Annotated in this window: 22 protein-coding genes and 1 riboswitch; of the genes, 8 read left to right on the top strand and 14 right to left on the bottom strand. The window is 43.4% G+C overall.

The window, feature by feature from the left end; all coding sequences use genetic code 11:
- Positions 1 to 32 precede the first annotated feature (32 nt).
- On the top strand, positions 33 to 596 hold the full coding sequence (locus CW749_RS25695) for a DNA-3-methyladenine glycosylase I (RefSeq protein ID WP_101115314.1): 564 nt from the start codon (positions 33 to 35) through the stop codon (positions 594 to 596).
- Positions 597 to 670: 74 nt separating this feature from the next.
- On the opposite strand, the gene CW749_RS25700 is transcribed toward CW749_RS25695, so the two are convergent.
- Both CW749_RS25700 and cls read right to left on the bottom strand, forming a co-directional pair.
- Positions 671 to 1,879 (bottom strand): cystathionine beta-lyase, encoded by a 1,209-nt coding sequence (locus CW749_RS25700; RefSeq protein WP_101115315.1) that lies wholly within the window; start codon positions 1,877 to 1,879, stop codon positions 671 to 673.
- 343 nt (positions 1,880 to 2,222) lie between these two features.
- Positions 2,223 to 3,677 carry a cardiolipin synthase gene (cls, locus tag CW749_RS25710; protein WP_101115317.1) on the bottom strand — a complete coding sequence of 485 codons (1,455 nt, stop codon included), beginning with the start codon at positions 3,675 to 3,677 and terminating at the stop codon, positions 2,223 to 2,225.
- A 400-nt stretch (positions 3,678 to 4,077) separates the two neighbouring features.
- On the opposite strand from cls, the gene CW749_RS25715 reads away from it, so the two are divergent.
- From CW749_RS25715 to CW749_RS25730, 4 genes are all read left to right on the top strand, one after another.
- Positions 4,078 to 5,412 carry a sodium-dependent transporter gene (locus CW749_RS25715; RefSeq protein ID WP_101115318.1) on the top strand — a complete coding sequence of 445 codons (1,335 nt, stop codon included), beginning with the start codon at positions 4,078 to 4,080 and terminating at the stop codon, positions 5,410 to 5,412.
- Between the two features lie 252 nt (positions 5,413 to 5,664).
- Entirely contained in the window at positions 5,665 to 7,287 is a 1,623-nt protein-coding gene (locus CW749_RS25720; protein WP_101115319.1) for a methyl-accepting chemotaxis protein, read from the top strand.
- A gap of 189 nt (positions 7,288 to 7,476) precedes the next feature.
- Positions 7,477 to 8,175 carry a TIGR01621 family pseudouridine synthase gene (locus CW749_RS25725; protein WP_101115320.1) on the top strand — a complete coding sequence of 233 codons (699 nt, stop codon included), beginning with the start codon at positions 7,477 to 7,479 and terminating at the stop codon, positions 8,173 to 8,175.
- On the top strand, positions 8,172 to 9,104 hold the full coding sequence (locus tag CW749_RS25730) for a class I SAM-dependent methyltransferase (protein WP_101115404.1): 933 nt from the start codon (positions 8,172 to 8,174) through the stop codon (positions 9,102 to 9,104). The genes CW749_RS25725 and CW749_RS25730 overlap by 4 nt, the downstream gene beginning before the upstream one ends.
- Positions 9,105 to 9,142: 38 nt before the next feature.
- Here the strand turns inward: CW749_RS25730 and CW749_RS25735 are convergent, their stop codons facing one another.
- From CW749_RS25735 to CW749_RS25775, 9 genes are all read right to left on the bottom strand, one after another.
- The gene (locus CW749_RS25735) at positions 9,143 to 11,086 is read right to left on the bottom strand and encodes a GGDEF domain-containing protein (RefSeq protein ID WP_101115321.1); all 1,944 of its coding nucleotides are present in this window, start codon (positions 11,084 to 11,086) and stop codon (positions 9,143 to 9,145) included.
- Between the two features lie 143 nt (positions 11,087 to 11,229).
- Positions 11,230 to 11,856 (bottom strand): thiamine phosphate synthase, encoded by a 627-nt coding sequence (thiE, locus tag CW749_RS25740; protein ID WP_101115322.1) that lies wholly within the window; start codon positions 11,854 to 11,856, stop codon positions 11,230 to 11,232.
- Positions 11,857 to 11,946: 90 nt separating this feature from the next.
- On the bottom strand, positions 11,947 to 12,732 hold the full coding sequence (gene thiM / locus CW749_RS25745; RefSeq protein WP_101115323.1) for a hydroxyethylthiazole kinase: 786 nt from the start codon (positions 12,730 to 12,732) through the stop codon (positions 11,947 to 11,949).
- Entirely contained in the window at positions 12,729 to 13,406 is a 678-nt protein-coding gene (gene tenA, locus CW749_RS25750; protein WP_101115324.1) for a thiaminase II, read from the bottom strand. The genes thiM and tenA overlap by 4 nt, the downstream gene beginning before the upstream one ends.
- Positions 13,407 to 13,419: 13 nt before the next feature.
- Complete coding sequence (locus CW749_RS25755; protein ID WP_101115325.1) at positions 13,420 to 14,370, bottom strand: ABC transporter substrate-binding protein; 951 nt, start codon at positions 14,368 to 14,370, stop codon at positions 13,420 to 13,422.
- A 53-nt stretch (positions 14,371 to 14,423) separates the two neighbouring features.
- Complete coding sequence (locus CW749_RS25760; protein ID WP_101115326.1) at positions 14,424 to 15,290, bottom strand: ABC transporter permease; 867 nt, start codon at positions 15,288 to 15,290, stop codon at positions 14,424 to 14,426.
- Positions 15,283 to 16,074: an ABC transporter ATP-binding protein gene (locus CW749_RS25765; protein WP_101115405.1), complete on the bottom strand. Its 792-nt coding sequence runs from the start codon at positions 16,072 to 16,074 to the stop codon at positions 15,283 to 15,285. The genes CW749_RS25760 and CW749_RS25765 overlap by 8 nt, the downstream gene beginning before the upstream one ends.
- 19 nt (positions 16,075 to 16,093) lie before the next feature.
- Positions 16,094 to 16,945: a bifunctional hydroxymethylpyrimidine kinase/phosphomethylpyrimidine kinase gene (gene thiD / locus CW749_RS25770; RefSeq protein ID WP_101115327.1), complete on the bottom strand. Its 852-nt coding sequence runs from the start codon at positions 16,943 to 16,945 to the stop codon at positions 16,094 to 16,096.
- A gap of 74 nt (positions 16,946 to 17,019) precedes the next feature.
- A riboswitch (TPP riboswitch) is annotated at positions 17,020 to 17,117 on the bottom strand.
- Between the two features lie 140 nt (positions 17,118 to 17,257).
- A complete protein-coding gene (locus CW749_RS25775) occupies positions 17,258 to 18,127 on the bottom strand; it encodes a GyrI-like domain-containing protein (protein WP_101115328.1) in 870 nt (289 codons plus the stop codon).
- Positions 18,128 to 18,255: 128 nt separating this feature from the next.
- Here CW749_RS25775 and CW749_RS25780 point away from each other — a divergent pair, with 128 nt between their 5' ends.
- Entirely contained in the window at positions 18,256 to 19,410 is a 1,155-nt protein-coding gene (locus CW749_RS25780) for a PLP-dependent aminotransferase family protein (protein ID WP_101115329.1), read from the top strand.
- Between the two features lie 111 nt (positions 19,411 to 19,521).
- On the opposite strand, the gene CW749_RS25785 is transcribed toward CW749_RS25780, so the two are convergent.
- Positions 19,522 to 20,235, bottom strand: a complete 714-nt coding sequence (locus CW749_RS25785) for an SDR family NAD(P)-dependent oxidoreductase (RefSeq protein ID WP_101115330.1) — start codon at positions 20,233 to 20,235, stop codon at positions 19,522 to 19,524.
- Between the two features lie 186 nt (positions 20,236 to 20,421).
- Entirely contained in the window at positions 20,422 to 21,312 is an 891-nt protein-coding gene (locus CW749_RS25790) for a LysR family transcriptional regulator (RefSeq protein WP_101115331.1), read from the bottom strand.
- A gap of 294 nt (positions 21,313 to 21,606) precedes the next feature.
- On the opposite strand from CW749_RS25790, the gene ppk2 reads away from it, so the two are divergent.
- On the top strand, positions 21,607 to 22,353 hold the full coding sequence (gene ppk2 / locus CW749_RS25795; RefSeq protein WP_224055442.1) for a polyphosphate kinase 2: 747 nt from the start codon (positions 21,607 to 21,609) through the stop codon (positions 22,351 to 22,353).
- Between the two features lie 35 nt (positions 22,354 to 22,388).
- Positions 22,389 to 22,682: a hypothetical protein gene (locus CW749_RS25800; protein ID WP_101115333.1), complete on the top strand. Its 294-nt coding sequence runs from the start codon at positions 22,389 to 22,391 to the stop codon at positions 22,680 to 22,682.
- Between the two features lie 131 nt (positions 22,683 to 22,813).
- Here the strand turns inward: CW749_RS25800 and CW749_RS25805 are convergent, their stop codons facing one another.
- Positions 22,814 to 23,716 (bottom strand): BspA family leucine-rich repeat surface protein, encoded by a 903-nt coding sequence (locus CW749_RS25805; RefSeq protein WP_101115334.1) that lies wholly within the window; start codon positions 23,714 to 23,716, stop codon positions 22,814 to 22,816.
- Positions 23,717 to 23,777 lie beyond the last annotated feature (61 nt).

The raw sequence follows: 23,777 nt of genomic DNA on the forward strand, positions 1-23,777 counted from the left end.
GTTAGATAGATGTTGAATGTTAAGGAAAAGACATGGCAGACACTACATGTGCATGGGCAACGGATCATGAATTGGAAAGGGAATATCACGATGCTGAGTGGGGAATTCCTGTCTATGATGATCAAGTTTTATTTGAGTTTATCACTCTTGAAGGGGCGCAAGCTGGCTTAAGTTGGATAACCATTTTGAAAAAGCGTGAAGGGTATAGAAGCGCATTTGAAAATTACGACATTGAAAAGCTAGCGACATACGATGAACTTAGAGTAACGCACGTTATAGAAAATTATGACGTCGTTAGGCATAAGGGAAAGGTCGCCTCTGTATACAGTAATGCACGTGCAACCATAGAACTTCAAAAGGAATTTGGTTCCTTGTCGAATGCGCTTTGGCAATTTGTGGACGGTAAACCAAAAGTGAATAGTTGGACGTCAGCGGATCAAGTACCAGCGTCAACAGAACAGTCAAAAGAGATGAGTAAGTTCTTAAAAAAACGTGGCTTTAAGTTTGTTGGTGAAACTATCTGCTACGCATTTATGCAAGCGGTTGGGATGGTCAATGATCATACCGTGGATTGCCCTAAGTACAAAGTGACCTAAATTTGCGTCTAGCAAAAACTGCTTTATATGAAAACCCCCAGCGTCTGTGCTGGGGGTTTTCTTTTGATTGAGTTCTATTGTTCTAACGATGCTTTTTCAAGAATGATGGCATTGTAGCGCTCTAATCCTGCTTCTAGATCGGCGATCAAATCATCCGTATCTTCTAAGCCAATATGTAGGCGGATCAGTGTCCCTTCGAAATTAGGGTTGGCTACCGTTCTAAGGTAGTTAAAGCTTTTAGGCTCATTTGCCAAAATCAAGCTTTCAAAACCACCCCATGAATAGCCCATACTAAAGTGTTTCATGCCGTCCAATAGCGCTGTTGTGGCACGAGGGTATGAAGATTTCAGTACGAATGAAAATAAGCCATTTGAACCTTTGAAATCACGCTTATAGAACTCATGACCAGGGCAAGATTCTAGCGCTGGATGTCTTACATGGTCGACCTCAGGGCGAGACTCTAGCCATTTGGCTACCTTAAGGCTGTTTTCGTGGTGCTGGCGTAAACGAACATCCAGTGTACGAATACCACGTAAACCTAAATAAGCATCATCCGGCGAAACGCATTGTCCAAGTAGGTAGCTTTGCTCACGAAGTTGATCCCAATATTTCTCCGAAGCGACTGCTGTACCTAGCATCACGTCTGAATGACCAACGATGTACTTTGTGGCCGCTTGAATCGAAATGTCCACACCGTGCTCAAAAGGAGAAAGGTTAACGCCTGCGCCCCATGTGTTGTCCAACATAACAATAATGTCGCTTTCGTGAGCAATTTTGGACAAAGTAGGCAAATCCTGCACTTCCATGGTGATAGAGCCAGGGGATTCGGTAAATAAAATTTTAGTGTTTGGTTGAATGAGGTCGCGAATTCCCTCTCCGATCATTGGGTCGTAATAGGTTGTCTCGACACCCATTTTTTTTAGCATCACGTTGCAGAAATCACGTGTTGGCTCGTAGCAGGTGTCGACCATCAATATATGATCACCAGACTCAACAAAGGAAAGAATAGCGCTGGTAATCGCTGCTGTGCCACAAGGGTACAGTGCACAGCCAGCGCCACCTTCGATTTCAACCATAGCTTCTTGGAAAGCAAAATGTGTCTGAGTGCCTCTTCGTCCATAAAAAAGAGTGTGCCCTTGGCGCTCCGAAGTGGCTTTATGTTTTTCTGCAACCGTATTGAAAACGACCGTTGATGCACGCTGAACTGGAGGGTTAACTACGCCATTTGTCCATTTCTTACTGCGTCCTGCTGTGACCAGCTTGGTCTGGTATTTCTCAGACATTCTTTTTCCTTGTCCTACTAGGGTCTGTTGACCTTTCGTGGTTAAATTTTGTTCGATTTCTATGCCTTTTAATCGCGGCGCAAGGTGTATCTCTTAGTCATTCTAAGCAAATACCTTGCAACAAAGAGTAAAAGGCATAGAAACGAACCCTTCGGGCAGAATTTGTGGCTTATTTCTACTGCGTTATCGCTCATTGATGTAGAGCGACTACACCGAATGAGCGTTGCCTTGTATAAATCACCCACAAATTGCTACAAAAATCATCTCGAAAGGTCAACAGACCCTAAAGATTTGATTCTATTTAAACCATTTTAAGAGGGGGGAACGCAAGTGTTATTTCCCTTTAAAGAAGGGGGCTGAGTAAGAAATAGGCACGTTCAAAAATTCGATGGACAATTCCTCGCTCCGACCATGTAGCCGACTCGATTTTATGCGCATTTTCTATGTAGGATTCTTGAAGCCAGTAAAGCTCTTTTGTGAAAGAAGCGTCATCTACAGCTAAAGTTACTTCGAAGTTCAGCCAAAGGCTGCGCATATCTAGGTTTACCGTACCAATCAAACATTGGTGTTGATCGATGACGACCGATTTGGTGTGTAACAAACCGCCGCGGAACTCATAGATTTCAATGCCTGAATTTAACAATTCGCTATAGAACGCCTTAGATGCCCACTTCACCATAATGGAATCATTGCGATGAGGAATGATAAGTTGCACTTTAACACCGCGTTGTGCTGTCATTTTGAGTGTTTCTAGCAACTGATCACTCGGGACAAAATAGGGGGTAGTGATTCTGACGGATTCTTTCGCCTGATTGATAGAAAGAATCATAACCTGCTGAATGAGGTTTTCAGGCATCCCAGGTCCCGATGGTACAACTTGAACTGGGTGCAGACCGTTTTCTTGATCAACAGGACAGTGAGGGAATGTAGGAAACTCTCGTTTACCTGTTTCTACTTCCCAATCCCATGCATGAATGGCCGACAAAACATTAACAGTTGGCCCTGAAATTCGAACCATGACGTCTATCCATTGACCAACCCCCGCACCTTGTTTGAAATGCGCAGGATCAACCATGTTCATTGAGCCGGTGTAAGCAATTTCGTCATCCACCACAATGATTTTTCGATGCTGACGTAAATCTAGCCGACGCAGGAATACACGCATTGGAGATACGGCAAGCGCATGAATGACTTCAATGCCCGCTGTTTCCATCATGGCTTTCCAGTGACTTTTAAAAAATCGATGGCTACCAGCGGAATCGAGAAGTACTTGAACTTTAACTCCTCGCTTTGATGCTTGTATCAAAGCGGATGCAACGGAGTCTGCCAGCCCACCAGGGTGCCAAATATAGAATTCCATTCGTATATGGTGTTTTGCCGACTTAATGTCTTCAATAACAGACTGAAGGATTTTTACAGGCGAAGTTTGTAATGAAAGTGTATTGCCACAAAGAGCAGGGATACCAGTGCGATTTGAGCACAGATCGTGAATTTGGGAAATTTGACCTTCCATTAATTCTGGAAGATGAGCTTGGCAATCGTGCAACTGATTGAACCAATATTCGTAGGGGGAAAACATACGTTGAGCGCGTTCAGCTCGTTTTCTTCCGAGGTTCAGTTCGCCAAACAGAAAGTAACATGCAACGCCAAGGATTGGGATGATGTAGATGATCATCAACCAAGCCAAAGAAACGCTAACAGCTCTGCGCTTAAGCACTACGCGGATGGTAACCCCTGCAACGAGTACCCAATAGGCAACCAGACCGAACAGAGCGACAAACTGATAAAACTTTTCCATTTTCCTCGACAAATCAGGATAGTAACGAATTTATTCTAACACTATAAGCAGAAGGAGCTTAAGAAGAAACAACAACTACTCGCATATCCCTATTAAGAATGAGAAATGGGTGGAATAGCCCGAATATTAGCGCTTTTTATTGAACTACGATGTGAATAAAATGTACGGATTTGTTGCGGTAATTAATATTGAGTATTTAACTTCAATTAAGATTTACATCTGAATTTGATTAAAAAAGAAGCGAACAATACTTGGTTTTGAGTCTTTAATGATTAAATAGACTGTGGGCGCTTCCAATTCTAATCTTAAACTGTTTTACTTGCCATTATTCAGTTGAAATTAAGAAAATTAATCACTGTAAACTAAATTTTACAGTGATAAGTCTAATCAGGCGGTATTTATGGCATCAACATCTCGTGCTCAATTTTCTTCTAAATTGGGCTTCATTATGGCAGCTGCGGGCAGTGCTGTCGGTTTAGGTAATATCTGGGGGTTCCCAACTCAAGCGGCCAGTAATGGTGGCGCGGTGTTTTTAATTACTTATCTTGTGATGGTTTTTGTGTTGGCGTGTCCAATGCTGATAGCAGAACTCACTATTGGTCGGTATGGTCAGTCCAGCCCCATTCGATCTCTTAAAGCCGTTTGGCCAAACGGTAAAATGGGTGCAGCACTTTTAGGTGTTGTAGCGATGATGGCGGCGTCCCTTATTCTCAGTTTTTACGCCATTATTGCAGGGTGGTTGTTTGGTGAGTTTGCTGGAAGTGCGTTGGAAATTGTGGGACTAAATGAGGTCTCTACATGGCTAACAAGCTTCGGTGATAGCCGAAACCTGTTTCTAATGATCATGTTTATGATTGCAACCATGTATGTAGTAAGAAGCGGTGTCGCTAATGGTATTGAGCGTTGGTCTACCCGGTTAATGCCTGTGCTGCTTGTCTTGTTTGTCGTGATGATAGGCTACATTCTTACGCAAGAAGGCGCTTCTGAAGGGCTCAAAATGTACCTAGTTCCTGACTTCTCGCACTTTAACTCTGATTTAGTGGTGAGTGCGATGGGGCAAGCGTTTTTCTCATTGTCTTTGGGTGTTGCAACTATGATGGTGTACGGCTCTTACCTAAAGAAAGATACCAACATTCCTAAAACAGCTGTTCAGGTTTCCCTTGTCGATACAGGCATCGCCATTTGTGCCGGCTTGCTTGTTTTGCCCGCGATGTTCGTAGCAAAACAGCATGGCGTTCAAATTTTCGATGAAACGGGCGCTCTACTGAGTTCAGACACATTGGTGTTCACTGTACTACCCGCAATGTTCGATACTATGGGCAGCTTCGGCATCGCAGCCAGCATGATGTTTTTTGCACTTATGATGATCGCAGCACTAACATCATCCATTTCCATGTTGGAAGTTCCAGTTGCTTGTGCGATAGAAGAATTAAAGCAAACCCGTACTGCTGCCGTTATATGGATAGGTGGAGTGATTACGTTAATCTCAGCGATTATCGTTCTAAACTTTGGTTCGCTATTTGGTTTAGTCGTACAGGCAACAACGGTGTACGCTCAGCCTATATTGGGTCTAGTTTGGGCACTGCTTGTTGGTTGGATTTGGCATAGAAACAAAGTACTTGAAGAGATACGTCAGGGTTACCCAGAAGTTGAAAACTCAGTGTTTTGGAAAATTTGGCCTGTCTACGTACGAGTAGTTTGCCCTGTATTAATGCTTGTGGTGTTCTTTGCGTAGAAGATCACAGCTTAATTATAAGAATATTAAAAAACACTCACGCCCTAGTTTCTAGGGCCTTTTTGTGTTCGAATATAAATCGAATGTCATATTGTTAATGATGTAAGGTACATTTCTAAACGTAGACGGGCTTTTGTACATCAACAACGCTTATTGAAACACTTCTTCTTACATATGATATGAGCTCTGCCATTTTTATTCTTTTTAGTTTTATTTTTTAGGCTCTTACACTGGGCTTTTTAAGGACGTTCTATGAATCTTTCAGTCAAGCAAAAGCTGTCTGCCGCTTTTGGCAGCATAATATTTTTAATGGCTATATCCGTTACGGTCGTCTTTTTCCAGGTGAAATCGGCTCACGATTTAGAAAATGCTATCCGCACAGACGATGTTCCGGGAATGGAGCTTTATCTTACCTTGATAGATGAATCTGGAGACATGCAGCGTGATGCTTTGAGAGTCATTCTAGGCGATAGCTCGGCGCAATCAGACTTTATTGATAATTACCGTCAATTTGAAAGTGCACTGAACAGCCTAGCGCAAATTGAAACGAGCTCCCAAGCGAAAAATACCGTTAATCAAATTAGAAATTTTGGCTCTGAGTACAAACGCTCAATAGAATCTCTGTTTCCTTTAGTAAGTCGCGAAGGGAATACAGCAGAGCAAATGAAAGAGCTGTATGCCAAGAAAATGGCAATAGAATCGAAAACCATGGTTCCTATGGAAAAACTTCTAGACCGTGAATCAGCGGCTGAAAAAAGCGACGTGGAAAATGGTCTAAATACACTAAATGATTCTTTGTCATCCATGAGCAATACGATGATGACGTTACTGGTGGTGGGTTCATTGATTGCTTTGGTTATAGCCTATCGTTTGTCTTCTTCTTTAACCGGTCGTATTGAGAAACTGGAAGTGGTTGCAAAGAGCATTGCGAATGGTGATCTTACATCGGATGAGATTGTAGACAATAGCGGCGATGAGTTATCAAATCTCGCTGAATCCATCAATGCGATGCAGGGTTCGCTGAAAACACTTTTGACTTCCATTTCGCAGGTTAGTGAGCAAGTGGAAACCGTTACAACGGATCTTTCTCAGGTCACCACGTCTATTTCTCAGGGTGCGACAGAACAAGCCGATAAGGCGAATTTGATCTCTACCGCGTCTGAGGAGCTCACCCTAACGATTGGTGAAGTTGCGCAGCAAAGCGTTGCAACGGCAGACAGTGCTTCGCAATCTGGCGATGCAGCGGAAAGTGGGCGTAATGTTATTTTAGAAATGGTTGGTAGCATCGAGAAAGCGTCAACTCAAATGGCTGAAATGTCTGTGAGCATGCGCGAGTTGAACGATCACGGTGAGCAAATTGGCAGTGTTATCAAAGTGATCGAAGGTATTGCAGAGCAAACTAACTTGCTTGCGCTGAATGCCGCGATTGAGGCTGCTCGCGCAGGTGAGTCAGGTAGAGGCTTTGCTGTAGTAGCGGACGAAGTTCGTGCTCTTGCTGAGCGTACTACACAAGCAACTCAAGAAGTTTCAGAAATCATCCAGGCTATCCAGCAGGGTACACAGAAGGTGATGTCTTCTACTTCTGATAGTGTTGAATTGGTTGAGAAGGGTGTCGAGCAAAGCGCAGGTGCAGGAGCGGCTCTCGATCAGATAGTTGCAAGTGCGAATCAGGTACAGGGAATGATCGCTGCAATTGCAACCGCGACAGAAGAACAAACGGCTGTAACTCAGGAAATTGCCAACGATATCAGCACCATTAATGATATTTCTGCGAGCTCATTGCAATTAGTCGATCGCAGTGCGCACGACGTAACAGGCTTAAGCGAGCGTGTGAATGAACTTAAGGGTTTAGTATCGAAGTTTAAAATTTCCTAAGTAGCCTTAGGTTTTCCAATAGCTTTGTTTCTCCAATAACTTGGGTTTTCTAATAGATTAGGCTCTCCTATAACCTAGGCTGGTAATTTTTCTAAGTTTGTAAACCAAGTAAGTTTGTAAGAGCTTACTGTATTTAATGGCTTCTTCTGTAGGAATCGCTATAATTCAGCGCCTGCGAAGGAGCCATTTATGTTTGATATCCTCTATACCCATCCCGATTTCCTCATTATTAATAAACACTTCGGTGTCAGTGTGCATAAAGATGACGATGACGTTAGCTTGCCTATTGAGGTTGCAAAAGTATCAGGGGATGAACAGCTCTATCTGGTGCACCGCTTAGATAAAATGACCTCAGGAATGCTCATTCTGGCGAGGCATGCCAAAGCAGCCAATAAACTCTCATCACTGTTTGCGAAGCGTGAAATAGAAAAATTTTACCTAGCGATTGGGGCAAAAAAGCCTAAAAAGAAGCAAGGTACGATTGTGGGTGATATGGAACGTTCTCGCCGATCCAGTTGGAAATTGATGGGCAGTAAAACTAACCCTGCTATTACACAGTTCTTTTCATCAGCTGGAGAAGTGGGAGAGCGGTTATTTTTATGTAAACCTCATACAGGTAAAACTCATCAAATCAGAGTCGCATTAAAATCGGTTGGCTCTCCGATTGTTGGTGATGATATTTACCATCCGTCTTCCGTTTCGGACCGCGGGTATCTTCATGCGTATGCGCTCAGGTTTACGTATGATGGCCATCTTTTCGAATTTCTCTGTAATCCTGCCGAACATGCTCACTGTGGCGAAAAATGGCAGTCACCAGTAATAAAAGAAGCCCTAGAGGCGTGGACAACTCCTTGGAACCTAATATGGCCAACAGTGAAAACAAAATGAAAACAGATTCTCTAACCCAGTTATGGGCTGTACTAGACTCAGCTATTGAGCAAACGCCCGATGAGGTAAGACGTTTGTTTCATGGTCGCGGTCTATGTTGGGATGGGCTAGAACAACTTACCGTAGATTGGCTACAAGGTCAGCTTGTTGTTCATCTATTCAAATCTGTAGAGCCTGATTTTCTAAATGAACTTAAAGATGGATTACTGGGATTAACAAACAAGAAAGCATACCTGCAACGCGGACTGAATGCCATTTTACTCCAGCATCGTTACCAAGATGGTGCACCTTTTGAGGTGATTTGGGGCGAACCAGACCTGAAACCGGTTGTGATGGAATCGGGGCTAAAGTATCAATTGGAGCTGGGTAAAAACCAGAATTTTGGCTTATTCCTAGATATGCGTTTGGGTAGAGACTGGGTGCGTGAGCGTGCAAAGCACAAAAAGGTATTAAACCTATTTGCCTATACTTGCGGTTTTTCAGTGGCAGCGATTGAGGGCGGAGCCGATCAAGTGGTTAACGTTGATATGGCGAAATCGAGCTTGAGCCGAGGCAGGGACAATCACAAATTAAATGGGCATAACCTGAATTCAGTCAGTTTTATGGGGCATGATATTTTTAAATCATGGGGGAAAATAAAGAAGTATGGACCTTATGATATCGTCGTTATTGACCCGCCGTCATTTCAAAAGGGCAGTTTTGCGCTCACCAAAGACTATCAAAAGATTTTGCGCCGTTTACCCGATTTACTCACAGAGAGTGGGGAAGTACTCGCGTGCGTCAATTCACCCAGCGTAAGCCCCGACTTCTTAATTGAAGGGATGAAGAGCGAAGCGCCTGCATTGACTTACCAATACCGACTAGAAAATCCACCTGAGTTTAAAGATAAAGATGAAAATTCGAGCTTAAAAGCCATGGTGTTTTCTTAAATCATCGAATAGTGGGCGTCTAGATAGGGAATGCAGAATTACTCACTTTTGGGGAAAACGGCTCTGTTTTTCCCTGAGCGTTTAGCTTCATAAAGGTTTTGATCTGCTTTGCGAAAGCTATCATCGCTGTCGCAAAGCTCATTTGGGACAGCTGGTTTGCTAACTCCAATGGAGACAGTAATATCGAGCGCTCCAGCTTGCGTAAGAAACGCTTCACTGTTGATGCATTTCAACATGGCATTGATGCGAGTTTCTAAGTGATCATCGGATCGCATTAGTACCAAAAACTCTTCACCTCCCCAGCGGATAAGCAGTTCCGCACCGGATACAAGACCGCTCAAGCGTTTAGCCGTTTCAATGAGTACTTCGTCTCCAACGTCGTGCCCGAAGGTATCATTAACCGATTTAAAGTTATCTAGGTCAAATAAGGCGATTTGATAATGTTGCTCTCGGCTTAAAATGTCGTCGCTAGTTAGTTGACGTTGGTAATGTCGCCGATTATGAAGCTTGGTCAGTTCATCGATGTACGATAGATCATGCAGTTCTTTGTTTTCATTCTTGATAAGAGAAGCTTTTCGCAAGGCGAAAATGATGAAGATTAAAGCAATAAAAATCCAAGTACAGGCGATTTGAAATCGCAGTTTCTCTTTGGCCAATTGTGCAGCTCCCAGCTGGTTTTGAACATTCAGCAGGTCCTGTTCTTGCCTCATATGTTGAGTCACAAAAGCATGTTCAAGGTCATAAACTTTACTCAATAGGTGATTTTTATCTTGTTCGTAGTACTGTTTATACATGAGCAGCGCTTTGCCCGTTTCTCCTAGCGCTTCAAGAATGTCGGCTTTCTTTTCATAGGCCTTAATCAACCAACGTTTATGGTTGATAGATGAGAATGTGACAATAGTATCCTCAATGGTGTACAGAGCTTCCTGATAGTCGCCTAATTTGAGTTGAGCTTCAGCTTTTTGAATCTGACATTGTCCCAATTGCAGTGGATATTTAAAGGACTCTGAATACTGAGAACAGGTGTTTGCTGCATTGATTGCTTGCTTATATTGTTTCGAGAAAACGTAGTATTGCGTATCGCCTTTTAATTTCAGAGTTTTCAAATTAGGGTTGGCATGTCTGTCATCATAATACTTGAGTGATTCTTCGTAAGAAGCCGTCATGTTTTCTAGGTCATTTAATTTGGAGTAAATGAAGGCTTTGTTTAGATGAATCACCTGAAGAACGCGATTGGCTTCTAACCCGTAAGGAATTGGGGAGTGTTGAGCTTTATCTAAATACTCTAGTGCTTTGGTCCACTTTTCAATGTGTAGGTAAAGTATGCCAATATTGTTATAAAATCGAATGAGATAACTGGTATCACCGATTCTATTCGACACCTCAATTCCTTTCATGAAGTAAGTTTGCGCATCCATTAATAGATTTTCTGCGTTACTGATGTAACCAGCGACGTTGTAAGCGCTCGGCAGTAAAAATAAAAAGTGATGACGCTTGGATTCTGAAATTGCTTGCCTAATTAGCTTAGATGCTGTTGCTAAGTTACCCTGCCTACTGATTTCACTGCTTTTTTCTATCAATAGCTGGATCTTGAGCCAGTATAAATTTCTATTATTTGACAACTCTTCTAATCGCAAATTAATTGACTTTGTTAGTGCGGAATCTTTGTTATTAATCGCGTTGATACGCTGAGCAAGAGTAAAGTATGTGGACTCTAGCGCCGAAATCTCATTTTCTATTGTTTTTTCAAAAGCCAATAACGCTTGTTGCCCTTCTTTCGGGCGAGATTCCAACAGGTTAGTTATTTCTACTATTCTACGACCTGTCTCGGTTTTAGCGAGCTCATTTTTAGGGTGATAGACCTTGAGCTGTGTATTAGATAGATTTTGAATACTTGGTTCGAAAAATATCACGTATACAGTGAGCACACTTAGTAGCATTAAACCCGAACAGGATATGAAGAACAATACGCCTTTTTTCATTTAAGCTCAGTTTCCAAGTGACCAAAGCGTTGAAATGTTACTATGCCAACCATGCACTTACAACATTATGAACGGTATGTGTGTTCTCTCTAGATTGAATGTTCTCTTGAAGCTCAAATTTGACTCAATTCTCATCTGTCTTCTTATTTTTGTGCAGAAAGAATGTTGGAAAGAAGATTCTCAGCAGCAATTTTTGGGCTTGGTGCATGACATATCGCAGAGACTAAAGCAATGCCGTGGACCCCAGTGGTCACAACATCCACTAGATTGGATTCATTGATCCCGCCAATCGCAACGGTTGGAAATGGGCTGCCTTTTACTGCATGAATCAATCCTTCAATTCCCCATTCGTACTTTACGTCGGATTTTGTTGGTGTTGAAAAAATGGCACTGATTCCGAGATAATCGACAGGCAACATTTTTGCTTCTTCGAGCTGTGAGTTGCTTTCCACTGATAGACCTAAGATTTTGTCTTCACCAAGTAGATTTCGGGCAAGGGTAGCTGGCATATCGGATTGACCGAGGTGAACTCCATCTGCGTCGATCGCAAGTGCGACATCCACTCGATCATTTATAATGAGTGGAACTCCCGTACCAGCAAGTATCGACTTAGCGCACAAGGCTCTTTCGATAAAAGCGCGGACATCTCCATGTTTCTCACGGACTTGTACCATAGTGACACCACCTTTCACGGCTTCAGTAAGCACTGATGAAAATGTATCGATGTCCTGTTTATCGTCTGTGACTAGGTAGAGTGTGTAAGGGCTCATGTCGTATCCTCGATGAGTGGGGGGGAGTAGAAGAGGTGTTAAAAAGAGCGCTGCCAAAACAGCGCTCTTTAGTGGATCTACACCATTTAGTTATGACAACTTAAGCCGTTCAATCAAAGTTTCTTCATCAAGTTGATAAAGCGTATCCAGTAATGAAACTTGCAAACTGCCAGGACCTGCAGCGTTTTCAGCTGCTATTTCACCTGCAACACCTAAGACGGCAGCCGCTGATAACCCAGTTTCATCGCCAATTGCTGCAAAAGCACCCGTTAATGCGCTCATGGTACACCCCATTCCTGTAACGTACGGCATCATTGCATGACCATTCGATAGCTTGTAGATCTTCGATGGTGTGACAATGTAGTCGACCTCTCCCGATACCACAACATTGCAGTTTAACGCCTTAGCTAAGTGATTTGCTGCACCAACGGCAGTGTCACTGCTATCCAATGCATCGACACCTTTGCTCTGAGCCTGCTCTCCAGCCATGGCGATGATCTCTGAAGCATTGCCACGTATGATCAGTTTTTCAGCCGATTGAGCTAGTTCGCGAGCGGTTGCCGTTCGAATGGTGCTTGCACCACATCCTACTGGATCAAGTATGACGATTTTGCCGTTTTTGTTTGCTTGCTCCACCGCATACTGCATACGCGGAATCCAAACGCTGTCTAGCGTGCCGATATTGATGACGAGTGCGCCACAGAACGTCATCATTTCTGCTAGTTCTTCACGGGAATGCGCCATTATTGGCGACGCACCAATGGCGAGCAGTGCGTTTGCCGTATTGTTCATCACCACATAGTTAGTGATATTCACGACGAGAGGCTTATTATCTCTAACGGCACTGAGTGCCTTTGCTATGTCTTGAGTATTCATATCTTTCCGTCCTTGATCGCATTCAGTCCTTGTTGCCAGAATGCCACTTCCATACGGGTTGCAGTCTTAAACACCTGAATCAGGTTTTTACCACGAGGGCTATCGAGCTCTACTTCAGCCAGAAGCTTATCAATGGTCTTCGTTCCTTGTGCGACACTTTGTTGGAATTCTTCACCGCCATATAGCTGAATCCAGCTCGCGTAAGGGTTTCCATCAAGTTTTGTTTCAGGGTCAGAGAGCAATTGACGACCAATTTCTGCATATCCAATTGAGCAAGGTGCAAGAGCCGCATACAAATCGATGAGATCGCCTGTCATTCCTGCATCTAACACATAACGAGTGTAGGCGACGGTGCCGAAATCTTCCGCTTCTGCTTCCAAGTCGGTTTCGCTTAGCCCCCACTCCTTACAGTACGAGACATGATGAGCTATCTCTGAGTCCAGAAGGGCGTGAACACTGGGTAGTGCATCACGCATGTCTTCTAAGGTTCTCGCTTTGTAAATAGCCAATGCGTACGCGCGAGCATATTGTTTTAGGAAGAGAAAATCTTGCTTCAAATAGTGCAAATAGCAAGGTTGTTCAAGCGAACCGCTTGCTAGCTGCTGAACAAATGAATGCTGGGTGTATTCTTCCCAGTCACTGCGGCATGCTTGGATCAAGTCTTGATGATTCATAGTGATCCCTCAATCAGTTGAAGCTTGGGACGTAGTCTTCAGCTTTAGGTAGTGATTGAATGATTTTCTTGTCAAACATGAACTGGGCGTAATCGTCGTATCGTTTGTGATCGACTGCTGATGGGCGAAGGGCAAAGCGTGTTAGCGTGTCGTTCCAAGCGCGTTTGTTCAGTTCGTTGTTGAGTGTGTCTGGCGAATATGCCACAAACTCATTCCAAGACTGTTTAGGGTGGTTCACGATGTACGTGGTGGCTTTTTCTAACGCACGGTTAAACGCCTTGATTGCCTCTTTATCGTGTGTTTTTGCGTTGGCAACAAAAACCAGCTCGTCGTAAGTGGGTACGCCATGTTCTTCTGGGAAAAACGCTTTCGCTTCATAGCCTTCAAGTGCTAACTGGTTGCTTTCAAAGTTGCGGAATCCACCCCAAATAGCATCTACTTTTCCAGAAGCTAAAGAGGAAGAGAGTGCCCAACCTACATTGATGATTTCTACGTCGCTGTATTTTACATTACCAGTTTCGAGCATGGTGCCTATTGTGGCCTCTTCATTACCCGCTATCGCGATGCCGATTTTTTTACCTTTAAGGTCGCTTAAATTTTTAACGCTTTTGTCTTTCAAAACCGTGAGTGTATTTAACGGTGTCGCCACCAATGTTGCTGAGCGAATCAAAGGCAGACCTGCTGCTACATCAATCGTAAGGTTGGGTTGGTAAGAAATGGCAAGATCCACTTTGTTTGCTGCAACCAGCTTAGGTGGTGTACTTGGATCCGCGGGTTCTTGAACCTCCACTTTTAAGCCTTCTTCTTTGAAATAACCGCGTTCTTTAGCGATAACAATAGGACCATGATTAGGGTTTACAAACCAATCAAGCATTAAAGTGAGGTTTTTTTCTTCAGCGCTTACGTTAAATGTAAAAGCAGAGGCAGCAAGTGCTATTGCACTGATAAATTTATTTTTTTTCAAACTATTTTCCTTCTTAGCTATGCCCAAATCAGGCATTAAAATTGTTGGATAGATTACCCTTCCCAAGGGATAAGCTTTTTAAGTGCTTCGTCGGCAATGAAATACAAAGACACAGACAAAGCAGACAAAATAAAGAGCGCTGCAAACATTTCATCAATCATCATTCGAGCATTGGCTTGCAACATGAGATAACCCAAGCCTTCACTAGACCCAACCCACTCTCCACACACCGCGCCGATTGGCGCAACCACAACCGCCACGCGTATTCCAGATGCAAGGGTAGGTAACGATGCGGGCAGTTGGATGTGGCGCAGTGTTTGCCATTTTGATGCGCCCATGGTTTTGGCCAAATCCAAATACCCAGTAGGTGTGTTTCTCAGACCGTCATAGCAACAAGTGGTGACAGGGAAGAAAATGATGATGGCAGCCATCACGACTTTGGATGTGATCCCGTAGCCGAGCCAAAGCATTAAAACTGGTGCAATGGCAAATACAGGTACGGCTTGGCTTGCGACGAGAATCGGAAGCAACCAACGCTTTAATGGGTTGAACATCAACATTTGCAGTGCAAAAACCAACCCCATTGAAAGCCCGAGTAGTAACCCGAGTAAGATTTCTTGCGCGGTAACCCAAGTGTGTTTGAGTAGAACATCTTGTCTTTCTATTAGTCGCTCAAATACGTCTAACGGTGCTGGAAGAATGAATGACGGCATGTCGAAAATGACGACAATCGCCTGCCAAATCCCGAACATCACTCCAACGCTAATGATTGCGCGGATAATCGGATACGTGACGTTATCGCTATGCGTAATGGTTTTCGATAAAGACAGGGTTTTGGATGAAGACAATGCTCTCGATAACGTTGAGGCTTTTGATAATGCCTTGGTTTGTGATGCATCGGTTTGGTTGGAGCTATTCATAATCTTTTTCCAACCTTTCAATAATGCTTTGTTGTAGCGCAGCGCATTCGGCGTCGAGCTTTCTGGGCACCGCCGTAATGGGTAAGGGTAGTGACTGCGCTTCAGTGGGGGTGTTATGCATAATGTAAAGCTTGGAAGCTAGTCGAATGGCTTCTTGAGGATCGTGAGTAATGAGTAACACGGTTTTGTCTTTTAGTAGTTCGCAAGCAAGATTTTGTAGCTTATGTCGGTTTACCGCATCGAGAGCGGAGAAGGGTTCGTCCATAAGCACGATTGGCTTGTCTTGCATTAAAGTTCGGGCAATAGCGACACGTTGTCGCATTCCTCCAGACATCTTCTGTGGAAGAAGAGATTGCTTATCGAGCAACCCAACTTGATCAAGTAGGTGGAGTGCTTTTTCTCTTTGTTCACGTTTACCAATACTTGCAGTACTCGTTGAACCAAATCCAGCAAAGCGAGTGCTGAGCAAAACGTTATCCAATGCCGATAACCAAGGCATCAATAAATCTTGCTGTCCCATATAGGCTATTTGGTCGCCAATGAAAACCACTTTCCGGTTCCCCATCGACTCCAGCACAATCTGACCATCCCAATTTGCTTTGTCATTAAGCAACCCTGCTAGGTAGCGCAACAACGTGCTTTTCCCACAACCACTTCTTCCGAGAAGGCATGTCCATTCTCCAATAGGAATGGTCATGTTGATACCCGAAAGCGTCGGAGCTTCCGCATCGATATACTGGAGGTGACCTTTTTCGACGTTTAAGGTGTAGCCCTTTCCAGTCATGGTGGAAAAATCCGGTTTGTCACCGTACATCTGCATGCCCACTAAAGAAGTGATGAACCGGTCCGTGTCCTTTACCAATATCTAACTCATCAGAATGCTTGATGGCTTGAGAAATATAAGATTTTGCCAAAGTGGCAGCAGAAATAAGGTCGTGACCTTGGGCAAGGTAAGAAGCGATAGCGGAAGATAACGTGCAGCCCGTACCGTGAGTATTTTTTGTATCGACTCGTTTTGCGGATAGCGTTTCTACGGACTCCGCAAAAATAAGCAAGTCATCACTGTCATTGTCGTTTTCCAAATGACCACCTTTAAGCAAAACAGAGGAACAACCAAGTACTCTAAGCTTTGCGACCATTTGATCCATTTCTGACGATGTTGTTGGCACCGGAGACCCTGTTAACGTAGCGCTTTCAGGTAAGTTTGGCGTAATGACATCGGCAAGTGGAAGGAGCTCTGTTTTTAGAGTGCTGATGGCACTTTCTTTAAGCAGTAAATCTCCGCTGGTGGCAACCATTACAGGGTCGACGACCAAATGCTTAGGTTGATATTGCTTAATTTTGTCAGCAACGACTTTTATGATGCCTGAATCGGCCAGCATTCCGACCTTTACTGCAATCACATTGAGATCTGAAAACACTGCATCGAGCTGGCTCGCAACGTGATCCAAAGGAATAGGGAAAATAGCGGAAACACCACAGGTATTTTGTGAGGTAATGGCAGTAATAGCCGAGCAAGCAAAGCTGCCTGTCGCCGAAATGGCTTTGATATCGGCTTGAATACCTGCGCCGCCGCCACTGTCCGAACCCGCAATGGTCAAAACGATGGGCGTATCACCAGTAAGGCTTTTGCTTGCTTGATTAGAAAGTGTCATATAAAGCTCCCGCATACCGACGTGCGAGAACTGTTCTAACTTGAGAGTGGATTGGTGCCGAGATCGATCCATCGAAAGTGAGAGGTATAGTTCCCTACGTCAGTGTTAACTGAATCAGGTTCAACGGGTCTCGCTATGCGATCTCAGCCCAAAGGCTCCCCGACTATTTATTTCGCGATGATATCAATTCTCGTTAAAAGGGCAACGAATTGATCCTCAGTATGGTTCACATGTCTAATAATTGAGCTAATTGTTATTAAGGGTTGAGAGGTTAATGACGTAGTAAATGCATTTTCATGCGTATCTTTAGGGCTAAAAGAAACGTACTGGTAGATAAAAGTCGAGTTCGAATGCTTCATCATCATTGAGAAAATGGTTTTTGTGATAATGCACATAAGCTGGTGTCGAGCGAAGTTTAAAGCCTGATTTTGGTAGCCAGTTTTCTAACACGGCGCTGATTTGAGGGAGCAGTTCACCATAAATTCCCGTTAAACGAAATACGGCGTGTAACCCTCCGGGAATCACCATTTGGTTAACCACCCCACGATATTTTAGTGGTTCCGTTATACCAACGCAGGCGACGTATCGACATTGATCTAGTTCGACCCAAGCAGGGTTAGAGTGATGCAGACCATATTGATGGGTGAAAGTGACGCCTTCACTGTTCGCCCACGCACGAAGAGTTAGCCACGCATTCCTAATGGAGCGACTGTATCCATTATGGCGCACATAGGCCGCCATTCTTTCCTGAACTTCGACTATTTTTGGGGTGGGTAACTCACGCTGTGCAACCCGATTATAGCCTTGTGCGATTTCCGGATCTTTTAGGTAAGGCTTATCCGATACTTTTAAGTCGTGCTTGCGCCATTCTCCGGGTGACATATCAAACGTGGCCTTAAATGCGCGGCTGAAAGAAGAGAGAGAGGCAAACCCACAGTGTGTGGCTATATCCAGAATGGGCGAGTTTGTATCGAACATCAATTGGTTTGCTGCGTATTCCATTCTCGTTCGTCGTATGTATTGGTGAATGGATTCCCCGACAACATTTTTAAACACGCGGTGAAAGTGCTGCTCAGAGTATGCGGCAATTGACATAAGCTCTTTGACACTGAGGGTTTCACTAATGTCTTGATGTATATGAAAGAGAACATCGTTGATGCGTGAGACATGCTGTGAGTTCATAACTTGGTGCTCTCTTCAGAAATAACAATTAGCATAAATGGATATAATGATAAGCATAAATGGACAAACAAATATTTACAACTGTGCGTAATATCAATGACAGTACCCAATACTGAAACGGAAAAAAAATGGAAGTCGCTCAATCGCTAAAACAAGTCCAATCATCGTATATTCGAGAAATTTTAAGTGCGGCGAGTGATAAAAGCGTGATATCGCTTGCCGGTGGTTTGCCCGACGAATCGACGTTTCCCATTTCATTGATGAAGCCCGTTTTGGAACAGCTTTCTGATCATCCCAATGTGTTTCAATATGGATTAACGGCAGGCTATCCACCGTTGCTGGATTACTTATCCTCTGCTTATGAATTGCCAGAGACGCACCAAGCTATGGTGTGTACAGGGTCACAACAAGGTCTTGACTTGATTGCGAGAGCCTATGTTAACCCAGGCGACAAAGTCGTCATGGAAGCGCCTAGTTACCTTGGTGCTATGCAAGTTTTTGGGTTTGTGCAAGCCAATATAGTGACGGTGTCACAAGGTGAGGATGGGCCAAACCTTCAAGAACTTGAAGCGTGCTTTGCATCCGAGCAGCCCAAAATGTTTTATGCGGTGCCCGATTTCCACAACCCAACCGGAGTTTGCTGGTCGTTAGAGGTGCGTAAAAGTGTCGCTGAACTCTGTAAGCAACATAATGTGGCGTTTATCGAAGATGCCCCATACCGAGAGCTCAGGTTTGAAGGTGACGCTTTACCTATGGTTTCAGACTTTTGTCCGCAACATTCCATTGTTTTAAGATCATTTTCTAAAATTGCCTCTCCAGGTTTACGTATGGGCGTTGTGACCGGAAAACATGAATATCTAGAACCGCTTATCAAAATTAAACAGGGTGCAGATCTGCATTCTAGTGTCCCCATGCAAGCGGTGCTTCTGGGTTTGCTCACTCACAATGATTTCGAGCAACACTTAACAGCGATTCGACATTTATACCGCCAACGTTACCTGTGTTTAAAAGAGGCGTTGGATACACATCTTCCATCAAGTTGTCATGTGCAAGCTGTTCAGGGTGGGATGTTCATCTGGGTCACGCTACCTGAATGCGATAGCTACGAGCTTGCGAAAAGTTTATTAGACAATGGTGTGGCGGTTGTACCAAGCCCTGTTTTTTATCCAAGCAGTGAAGGGCAAAAGTCCGCAATTCGACTGAATTTTACCAACGCCAATGAAGAAGAATTGGTCGAAGCCGTAAAACGGCTGGTTACCGGGCTGAACAAGGTGGCTTGTTAACGTACTCGATTGACGAAACAAAAAAGGGTGAACAGACAATCTGTTCACCCTTTGTGTTTTGAAATATCACCTTTATATTTTTAAGGTCAGTTCCACCTATGTTTATATCGATTAGGCTTTTTCTAAATCAATGACTTTGCATCGAATGGGGAGCATTGCCATTGCCGCTCCCGAAGAAAGATTCATAACAAAGTCGACCGCTTTCGACAGATCGTCGATTTCAATTTTTTCTGCATTATCAATGCGACCATCGTTTGTCATATCCGTATCGACCACACTCGGGCATAAGCAGCAAACTTGCACTCCACAAGACAACATTTCTGTGTAGAGCGACTCGGTGTAGCTAACGATTGCGGCTTTTGAAGCAGAGTATGCGGCAATCTTACTCACAGGAGACAACCCAGCCGTTGAGCCAAGGTTAAAGATATGCCCGTGTCCTTGCTTTTTCATTTGTTGTGCAATTTGGTTCGTCACTTGAATTGTAGACACAAGGTTGACGTTTATCAGTGTAGACAGTGCTTCCAAAGAAACATCAATGTTACCAGCGGTTAAAATACCAGCACTGTTTACCAATACATCAACGCGTGGGTGCACATTCAAGATCTGCGTCAGTGTTTGCTCTACTTTTTCTGGCTGCGCAAAGTCCACTGGGAAAATATCTATATCGATCTTTGGGTTCAGCTCCAGCATTTCGGTGCGGGCAGTAACCAAGTTATCTCTGCTTTTTGCCATTAGGTTGAGTGAATATCCTTGCCCTGCGAAATAAAGTGCAAGCGCTTTTCCAATACCACGGCTAGCACCTGTGATGATGGCATGTTTTACCATGAGTTTACCTTTCGAGTTTTTATTAGATTCGATGTATTTTGATTGGCGCGATTCCTTGCGTAGCAAGCAATACAAAAATCGGCGGAATCGCGTTTCGACAATATATCACAGGTTGAGGGTTTCAAAAGGGAGAGTTAAATCACCGCCAAAAACATCTTGATTGATCAACAGCGCCTTATATCAACTTTATGTTTTATCAGCAAAATTGAGCAGCTCTTTGATAAACACTTCTAATGGCGTCGATATGTCTTTAGCGGCAAGGCGGATAATCGAAAGAGGGCGTTTGGAATCGATGTCGGTTACACGGATGCGGTGAAGCGTCCCTTTTGAAACTTCTTCTTTAACTGTTTCATTTGGCAAAATAGAAACCCCAATCTCCGCTTCAACCGCTTTTTTAAGCGTGTATACATTATTGTGTGTCATTCGGATGTTCACATCGACGTTACTATCTTGCAAAAGCTTATCTATAACAACGCGTGTTGGAATACCTTCTCCAAATGCTACAAAAGGCTCATTTTTTAGCTGTTGAATGGAAATGGATTTTTTACCGCTGAGCCTGTGTTTGTTTCCCGTGACCAATACCAACTCATCTTCTGAAAATGGAATCGATTCTATGAGATGGTTTGGCTTTGGGTAAGCCACAATACCAATGTCGATTTTTTCCTTTCGAACCGCTTCATAAATCGCCTCGCTGTGCTCGTATTCTAAATGAACACAGACTTTAGGAAATGCCTTCATAAAACCAGAAAGAAAGTCCCCCAGCTCATACATGCCTACACTATGTATAGCGGCGATCCGAATATGCCCTTCTAAAACACCAGTGCTGTAATTTGATTTTATTTTGATGTTCTCGCATAAGCGCAGAATTTCCCGCACATCTTCCAAAATAAGCAAACCCTCAGGGGTTAACTGAGTCGTTTGAGAAGTACGAGAAAGTAGCTGCTGCCCAAGTGCGTCTTCAAGCTTTTTAACATGGACACTTACGGCAGGCTGGCTTATGTGGTTCAACTTAGCCACTTTAACAAAACTCTGTTCACGAGCTAAATCACTGAAAAGCTTAAGTTGTATTAAGTTCATGGTGATAATTATAAGTTATAGAAGTTATAGAATAATAACATTTAATTTACATGAATAACCATAGCATAATTGAGGTAAAGAAATAGACATCTTTGTGAAGCTCACCGGCTTTAGCCCCGAAAGCAAGTCCGTATGAAAAGGAAAGCGCAGTATATGAGTCAAACTAATTCAAATCCTGTGTCTGTAATTCAGACCGCTAAAAAGCAAAAATCGGCAGAAATCTTATTCGATCTCAACGCGAAAAACGGCAAGATTCCGTGGAATGCAGACGGCAAATACCCATATAAAACAAAAATGGATGTTGTGGAATACGAACGCCACAAGCACGAACTGCAAATTGAGCTACTCAAATTGCAAGGGTGGGTTAAAGAAAACAACGAGCGTATTGTCATTCTTTTCGAAGGGCGAGACGCAGCGGGTAAGGGCGGAACCATCAAGCGATTTATGGAGCACCTAAATCCGCGTGGTGCACACGTTATCGCGCTTGAAAAACCCAACGCACGAGAAAGAAATCAGTGGTATTTCCAACGGTATATTCAGCATTTACCAACCAAAGGTGAAATCATTTTATTCGACCGTTCTTGGTACAACCGAGCAGGCGTTGAAAAGGTAATGGGGTTTTGCGAAGACGACGAGTACTTAGAGTTCTTGAGACAAACCCCCGAACTAGAGCGCATGCTCGCCAATTCGGGTATCCGCTTATTTAAGTATTGGTTTTCTGTAAGCCGAACCGAGCAATTTCGCCGCTTTAAATCTCGCCAGAACGATCCTCTTAAGCAATGGAAGTTAAGCCCCGTAGATATGGCTTCTCTTGCCAAGTGGGATGATTACAGCCGTGCCAAAGACGCCATGATGTTTCACACCGATACCAAAGACGCGCCGTGGACTGTAATTCGCTCCGACGACAAAAAGCGAGGACGGATCAATTGTATGCGCCACTTCTTAAGCCTGATTGATTACCCAGGGAAAGATCACGATGTGGTTAATAGGCTCGATCCGAAGGTTGTTGGAAGCCCGAGAGACATGACAAAAGCAGGATAAGACCAGCAGGCTGAATGAGAAAAGGAGAAAACACTATGCCAGTAAACGATCTAAAAAAACTAAAGAAACTGTTTGAGAAGAGCGAAAAGGAAGTCGAAAAAACGGTTCAACTTGCCAAACAAGCAGCAGAAGAAGCCAAGCGCGCCATGGAGCAAGCTGAAAAAGCAGAGGTTGCCGCTATTGCTGCAAAAGATAAATTAAAGAAAGCAAAGAAAGAACTCAAGCAAGCGCAATCTTTTCAAGTGGCACAGAAAAAAGTGTCTAAAAAGTCCGCGATTCGCCGCGCTAAGAAAATTAGTAACCGAGAGAAACAGCCTACGGCGGTTTAGGATTGCCTGCTAGTAAAAAGGTGGGTTTTGAAGGTAACGTTTGGAATCCTGTATCAGCTTCTACGCTAGTTACTATCCGAACGTTATTCAGTCTAATATTAGGATTAGAAATTGCCGTATTATAATTATCTCTAAAAATCAAAAAAGTAAGGGATTTTGGGGCGGTGCTTTTCTTGGAGTCCACTTTCGTGTGAAAACCGAAGGTAAGTATCTACTTTAGACACATTCCATCCACTGATATTTTGATCGAATGCCTTGGCGCCGATGAACATATCCGCCATGTTAAGTACATTTGAAGTATCCCACTGACTGATATCCTTATTAAACGATATGGCATAACTAAACATTCCCCACATATCAGTCACTTGTGAGGTATCCCAATTACCTATGTCTTGGTTAAATTTTATAGCGCCAGCAAACATACTGCTCATGTTACTCATTTGAGAAGTGTTCCATTTACCAATACTTTGATTAAATGATTCATTGCCACCAAACATTCCCGACATACTCGTCACTTGTGATGTATCCCATTCGCCAATAGGTTTGTTGAATGTAGAGGCCAAAAAAAACATCATTCGCATATTTTCTACTGAGGATGTATTCCAGTTGCCAATATCTTGATTAAATTCTCGGGCACTACGGAACATTCCTTTCATGGTTTCTACTTTTGAAGTGTTCCATTGACTTATGTTTTGATTGAATTTGAAGGCTTCGTAAAACATATTCGACATACGTGTGACGGTTGATGTATCCCAATCACTAATATCTTGATTAAATGTGTGATCTTTATAAAACAGTGCTGTCATATTGGTTACATGTGAGGTACAGAACCGAATCTCGCCAGCCTTAAGTTTAGCGAGATTTTCTTCAAATCTAATTGTTTGATTATCTACAACTAAATAGCTCTTATTTTTGTGGTAAATAACATCGCCAATAGCATTTTCAGCACACGAGATTGTAAGGGCGACATCTTGTTTGGCAGCACAACCAGTTATAACTAGTAATAATGAGCCAAGAATGCATGTTCTATTCATATTGGTAATTTTAAGGTTACCCTTTTGGGCATAGACGTATGGATAAATTATGGTTACTCAA

The organism is Vibrio sp. vnigr-6D03, from assembly GCF_002835515.1.
GTDB lineage: Bacteria > Pseudomonadota > Gammaproteobacteria > Enterobacterales > Vibrionaceae > Vibrio > Vibrio penaeicida.

What these genes read in the sequence shown, in the direction of transcription:
- CW749_RS25695 (WP_101115314.1), top strand. Translation starts at nt 33, where the DNA reads ATGGCAGACACTACATGTGCATGGGCAACGGATCATGAATTGGAAAGG.
- CW749_RS25700 (WP_101115315.1), bottom strand. Translation starts at nt 1,879, where the DNA reads ATGTCTGAGAAATACCAGACCAAGCTGGTCACAGCAGGACGCAGTAAG.
- cls (WP_101115317.1), bottom strand. Translation starts at nt 3,677, where the DNA reads ATGGAAAAGTTTTATCAGTTTGTCGCTCTGTTCGGTCTGGTTGCCTAT.
- CW749_RS25715 (WP_101115318.1), top strand. Translation starts at nt 4,078, where the DNA reads ATGGCATCAACATCTCGTGCTCAATTTTCTTCTAAATTGGGCTTCATT.
- CW749_RS25720 (WP_101115319.1), top strand. Translation starts at nt 5,665, where the DNA reads ATGAATCTTTCAGTCAAGCAAAAGCTGTCTGCCGCTTTTGGCAGCATA.
- CW749_RS25725 (WP_101115320.1), top strand. Translation starts at nt 7,477, where the DNA reads ATGTTTGATATCCTCTATACCCATCCCGATTTCCTCATTATTAATAAA.
- CW749_RS25730 (WP_101115404.1), top strand. Translation starts at nt 8,172, where the DNA reads ATGAAAACAGATTCTCTAACCCAGTTATGGGCTGTACTAGACTCAGCT.
- CW749_RS25735 (WP_101115321.1), bottom strand. Translation starts at nt 11,086, where the DNA reads ATGAAAAAAGGCGTATTGTTCTTCATATCCTGTTCGGGTTTAATGCTA.
- thiE (WP_101115322.1), bottom strand. Translation starts at nt 11,856, where the DNA reads ATGAGCCCTTACACACTCTACCTAGTCACAGACGATAAACAGGACATC.
- thiM (WP_101115323.1), bottom strand. Translation starts at nt 12,732, where the DNA reads ATGAATACTCAAGACATAGCAAAGGCACTCAGTGCCGTTAGAGATAAT.
- tenA (WP_101115324.1), bottom strand. Translation starts at nt 13,406, where the DNA reads ATGAATCATCAAGACTTGATCCAAGCATGCCGCAGTGACTGGGAAGAA.
- CW749_RS25760 (WP_101115326.1), bottom strand. Translation starts at nt 15,290, where the DNA reads ATGAATAGCTCCAACCAAACCGATGCATCACAAACCAAGGCATTATCA.
- CW749_RS25765 (WP_101115405.1), bottom strand. Translation starts at nt 16,074, where the DNA reads ATGACTGGAAAGGGCTACACCTTAAACGTCGAAAAAGGTCACCTCCAG.
- thiD (WP_101115327.1), bottom strand. Translation starts at nt 16,945, where the DNA reads ATGACACTTTCTAATCAAGCAAGCAAAAGCCTTACTGGTGATACGCCC.
- CW749_RS25775 (WP_101115328.1), bottom strand. Translation starts at nt 18,127, where the DNA reads ATGAACTCACAGCATGTCTCACGCATCAACGATGTTCTCTTTCATATA.
- CW749_RS25780 (WP_101115329.1), top strand. Translation starts at nt 18,256, where the DNA reads ATGGAAGTCGCTCAATCGCTAAAACAAGTCCAATCATCGTATATTCGA.
- CW749_RS25785 (WP_101115330.1), bottom strand. Translation starts at nt 20,235, where the DNA reads ATGGTAAAACATGCCATCATCACAGGTGCTAGCCGTGGTATTGGAAAA.
- CW749_RS25790 (WP_101115331.1), bottom strand. Translation starts at nt 21,312, where the DNA reads ATGAACTTAATACAACTTAAGCTTTTCAGTGATTTAGCTCGTGAACAG.
- ppk2 (WP_224055442.1), top strand. Translation starts at nt 21,607, where the DNA reads ATGGATGTTGTGGAATACGAACGCCACAAGCACGAACTGCAAATTGAG.
- CW749_RS25800 (WP_101115333.1), top strand. Translation starts at nt 22,389, where the DNA reads ATGCCAGTAAACGATCTAAAAAAACTAAAGAAACTGTTTGAGAAGAGC.
- CW749_RS25805 (WP_101115334.1), bottom strand. Translation starts at nt 23,716, where the DNA reads ATGAATAGAACATGCATTCTTGGCTCATTATTACTAGTTATAACTGGT.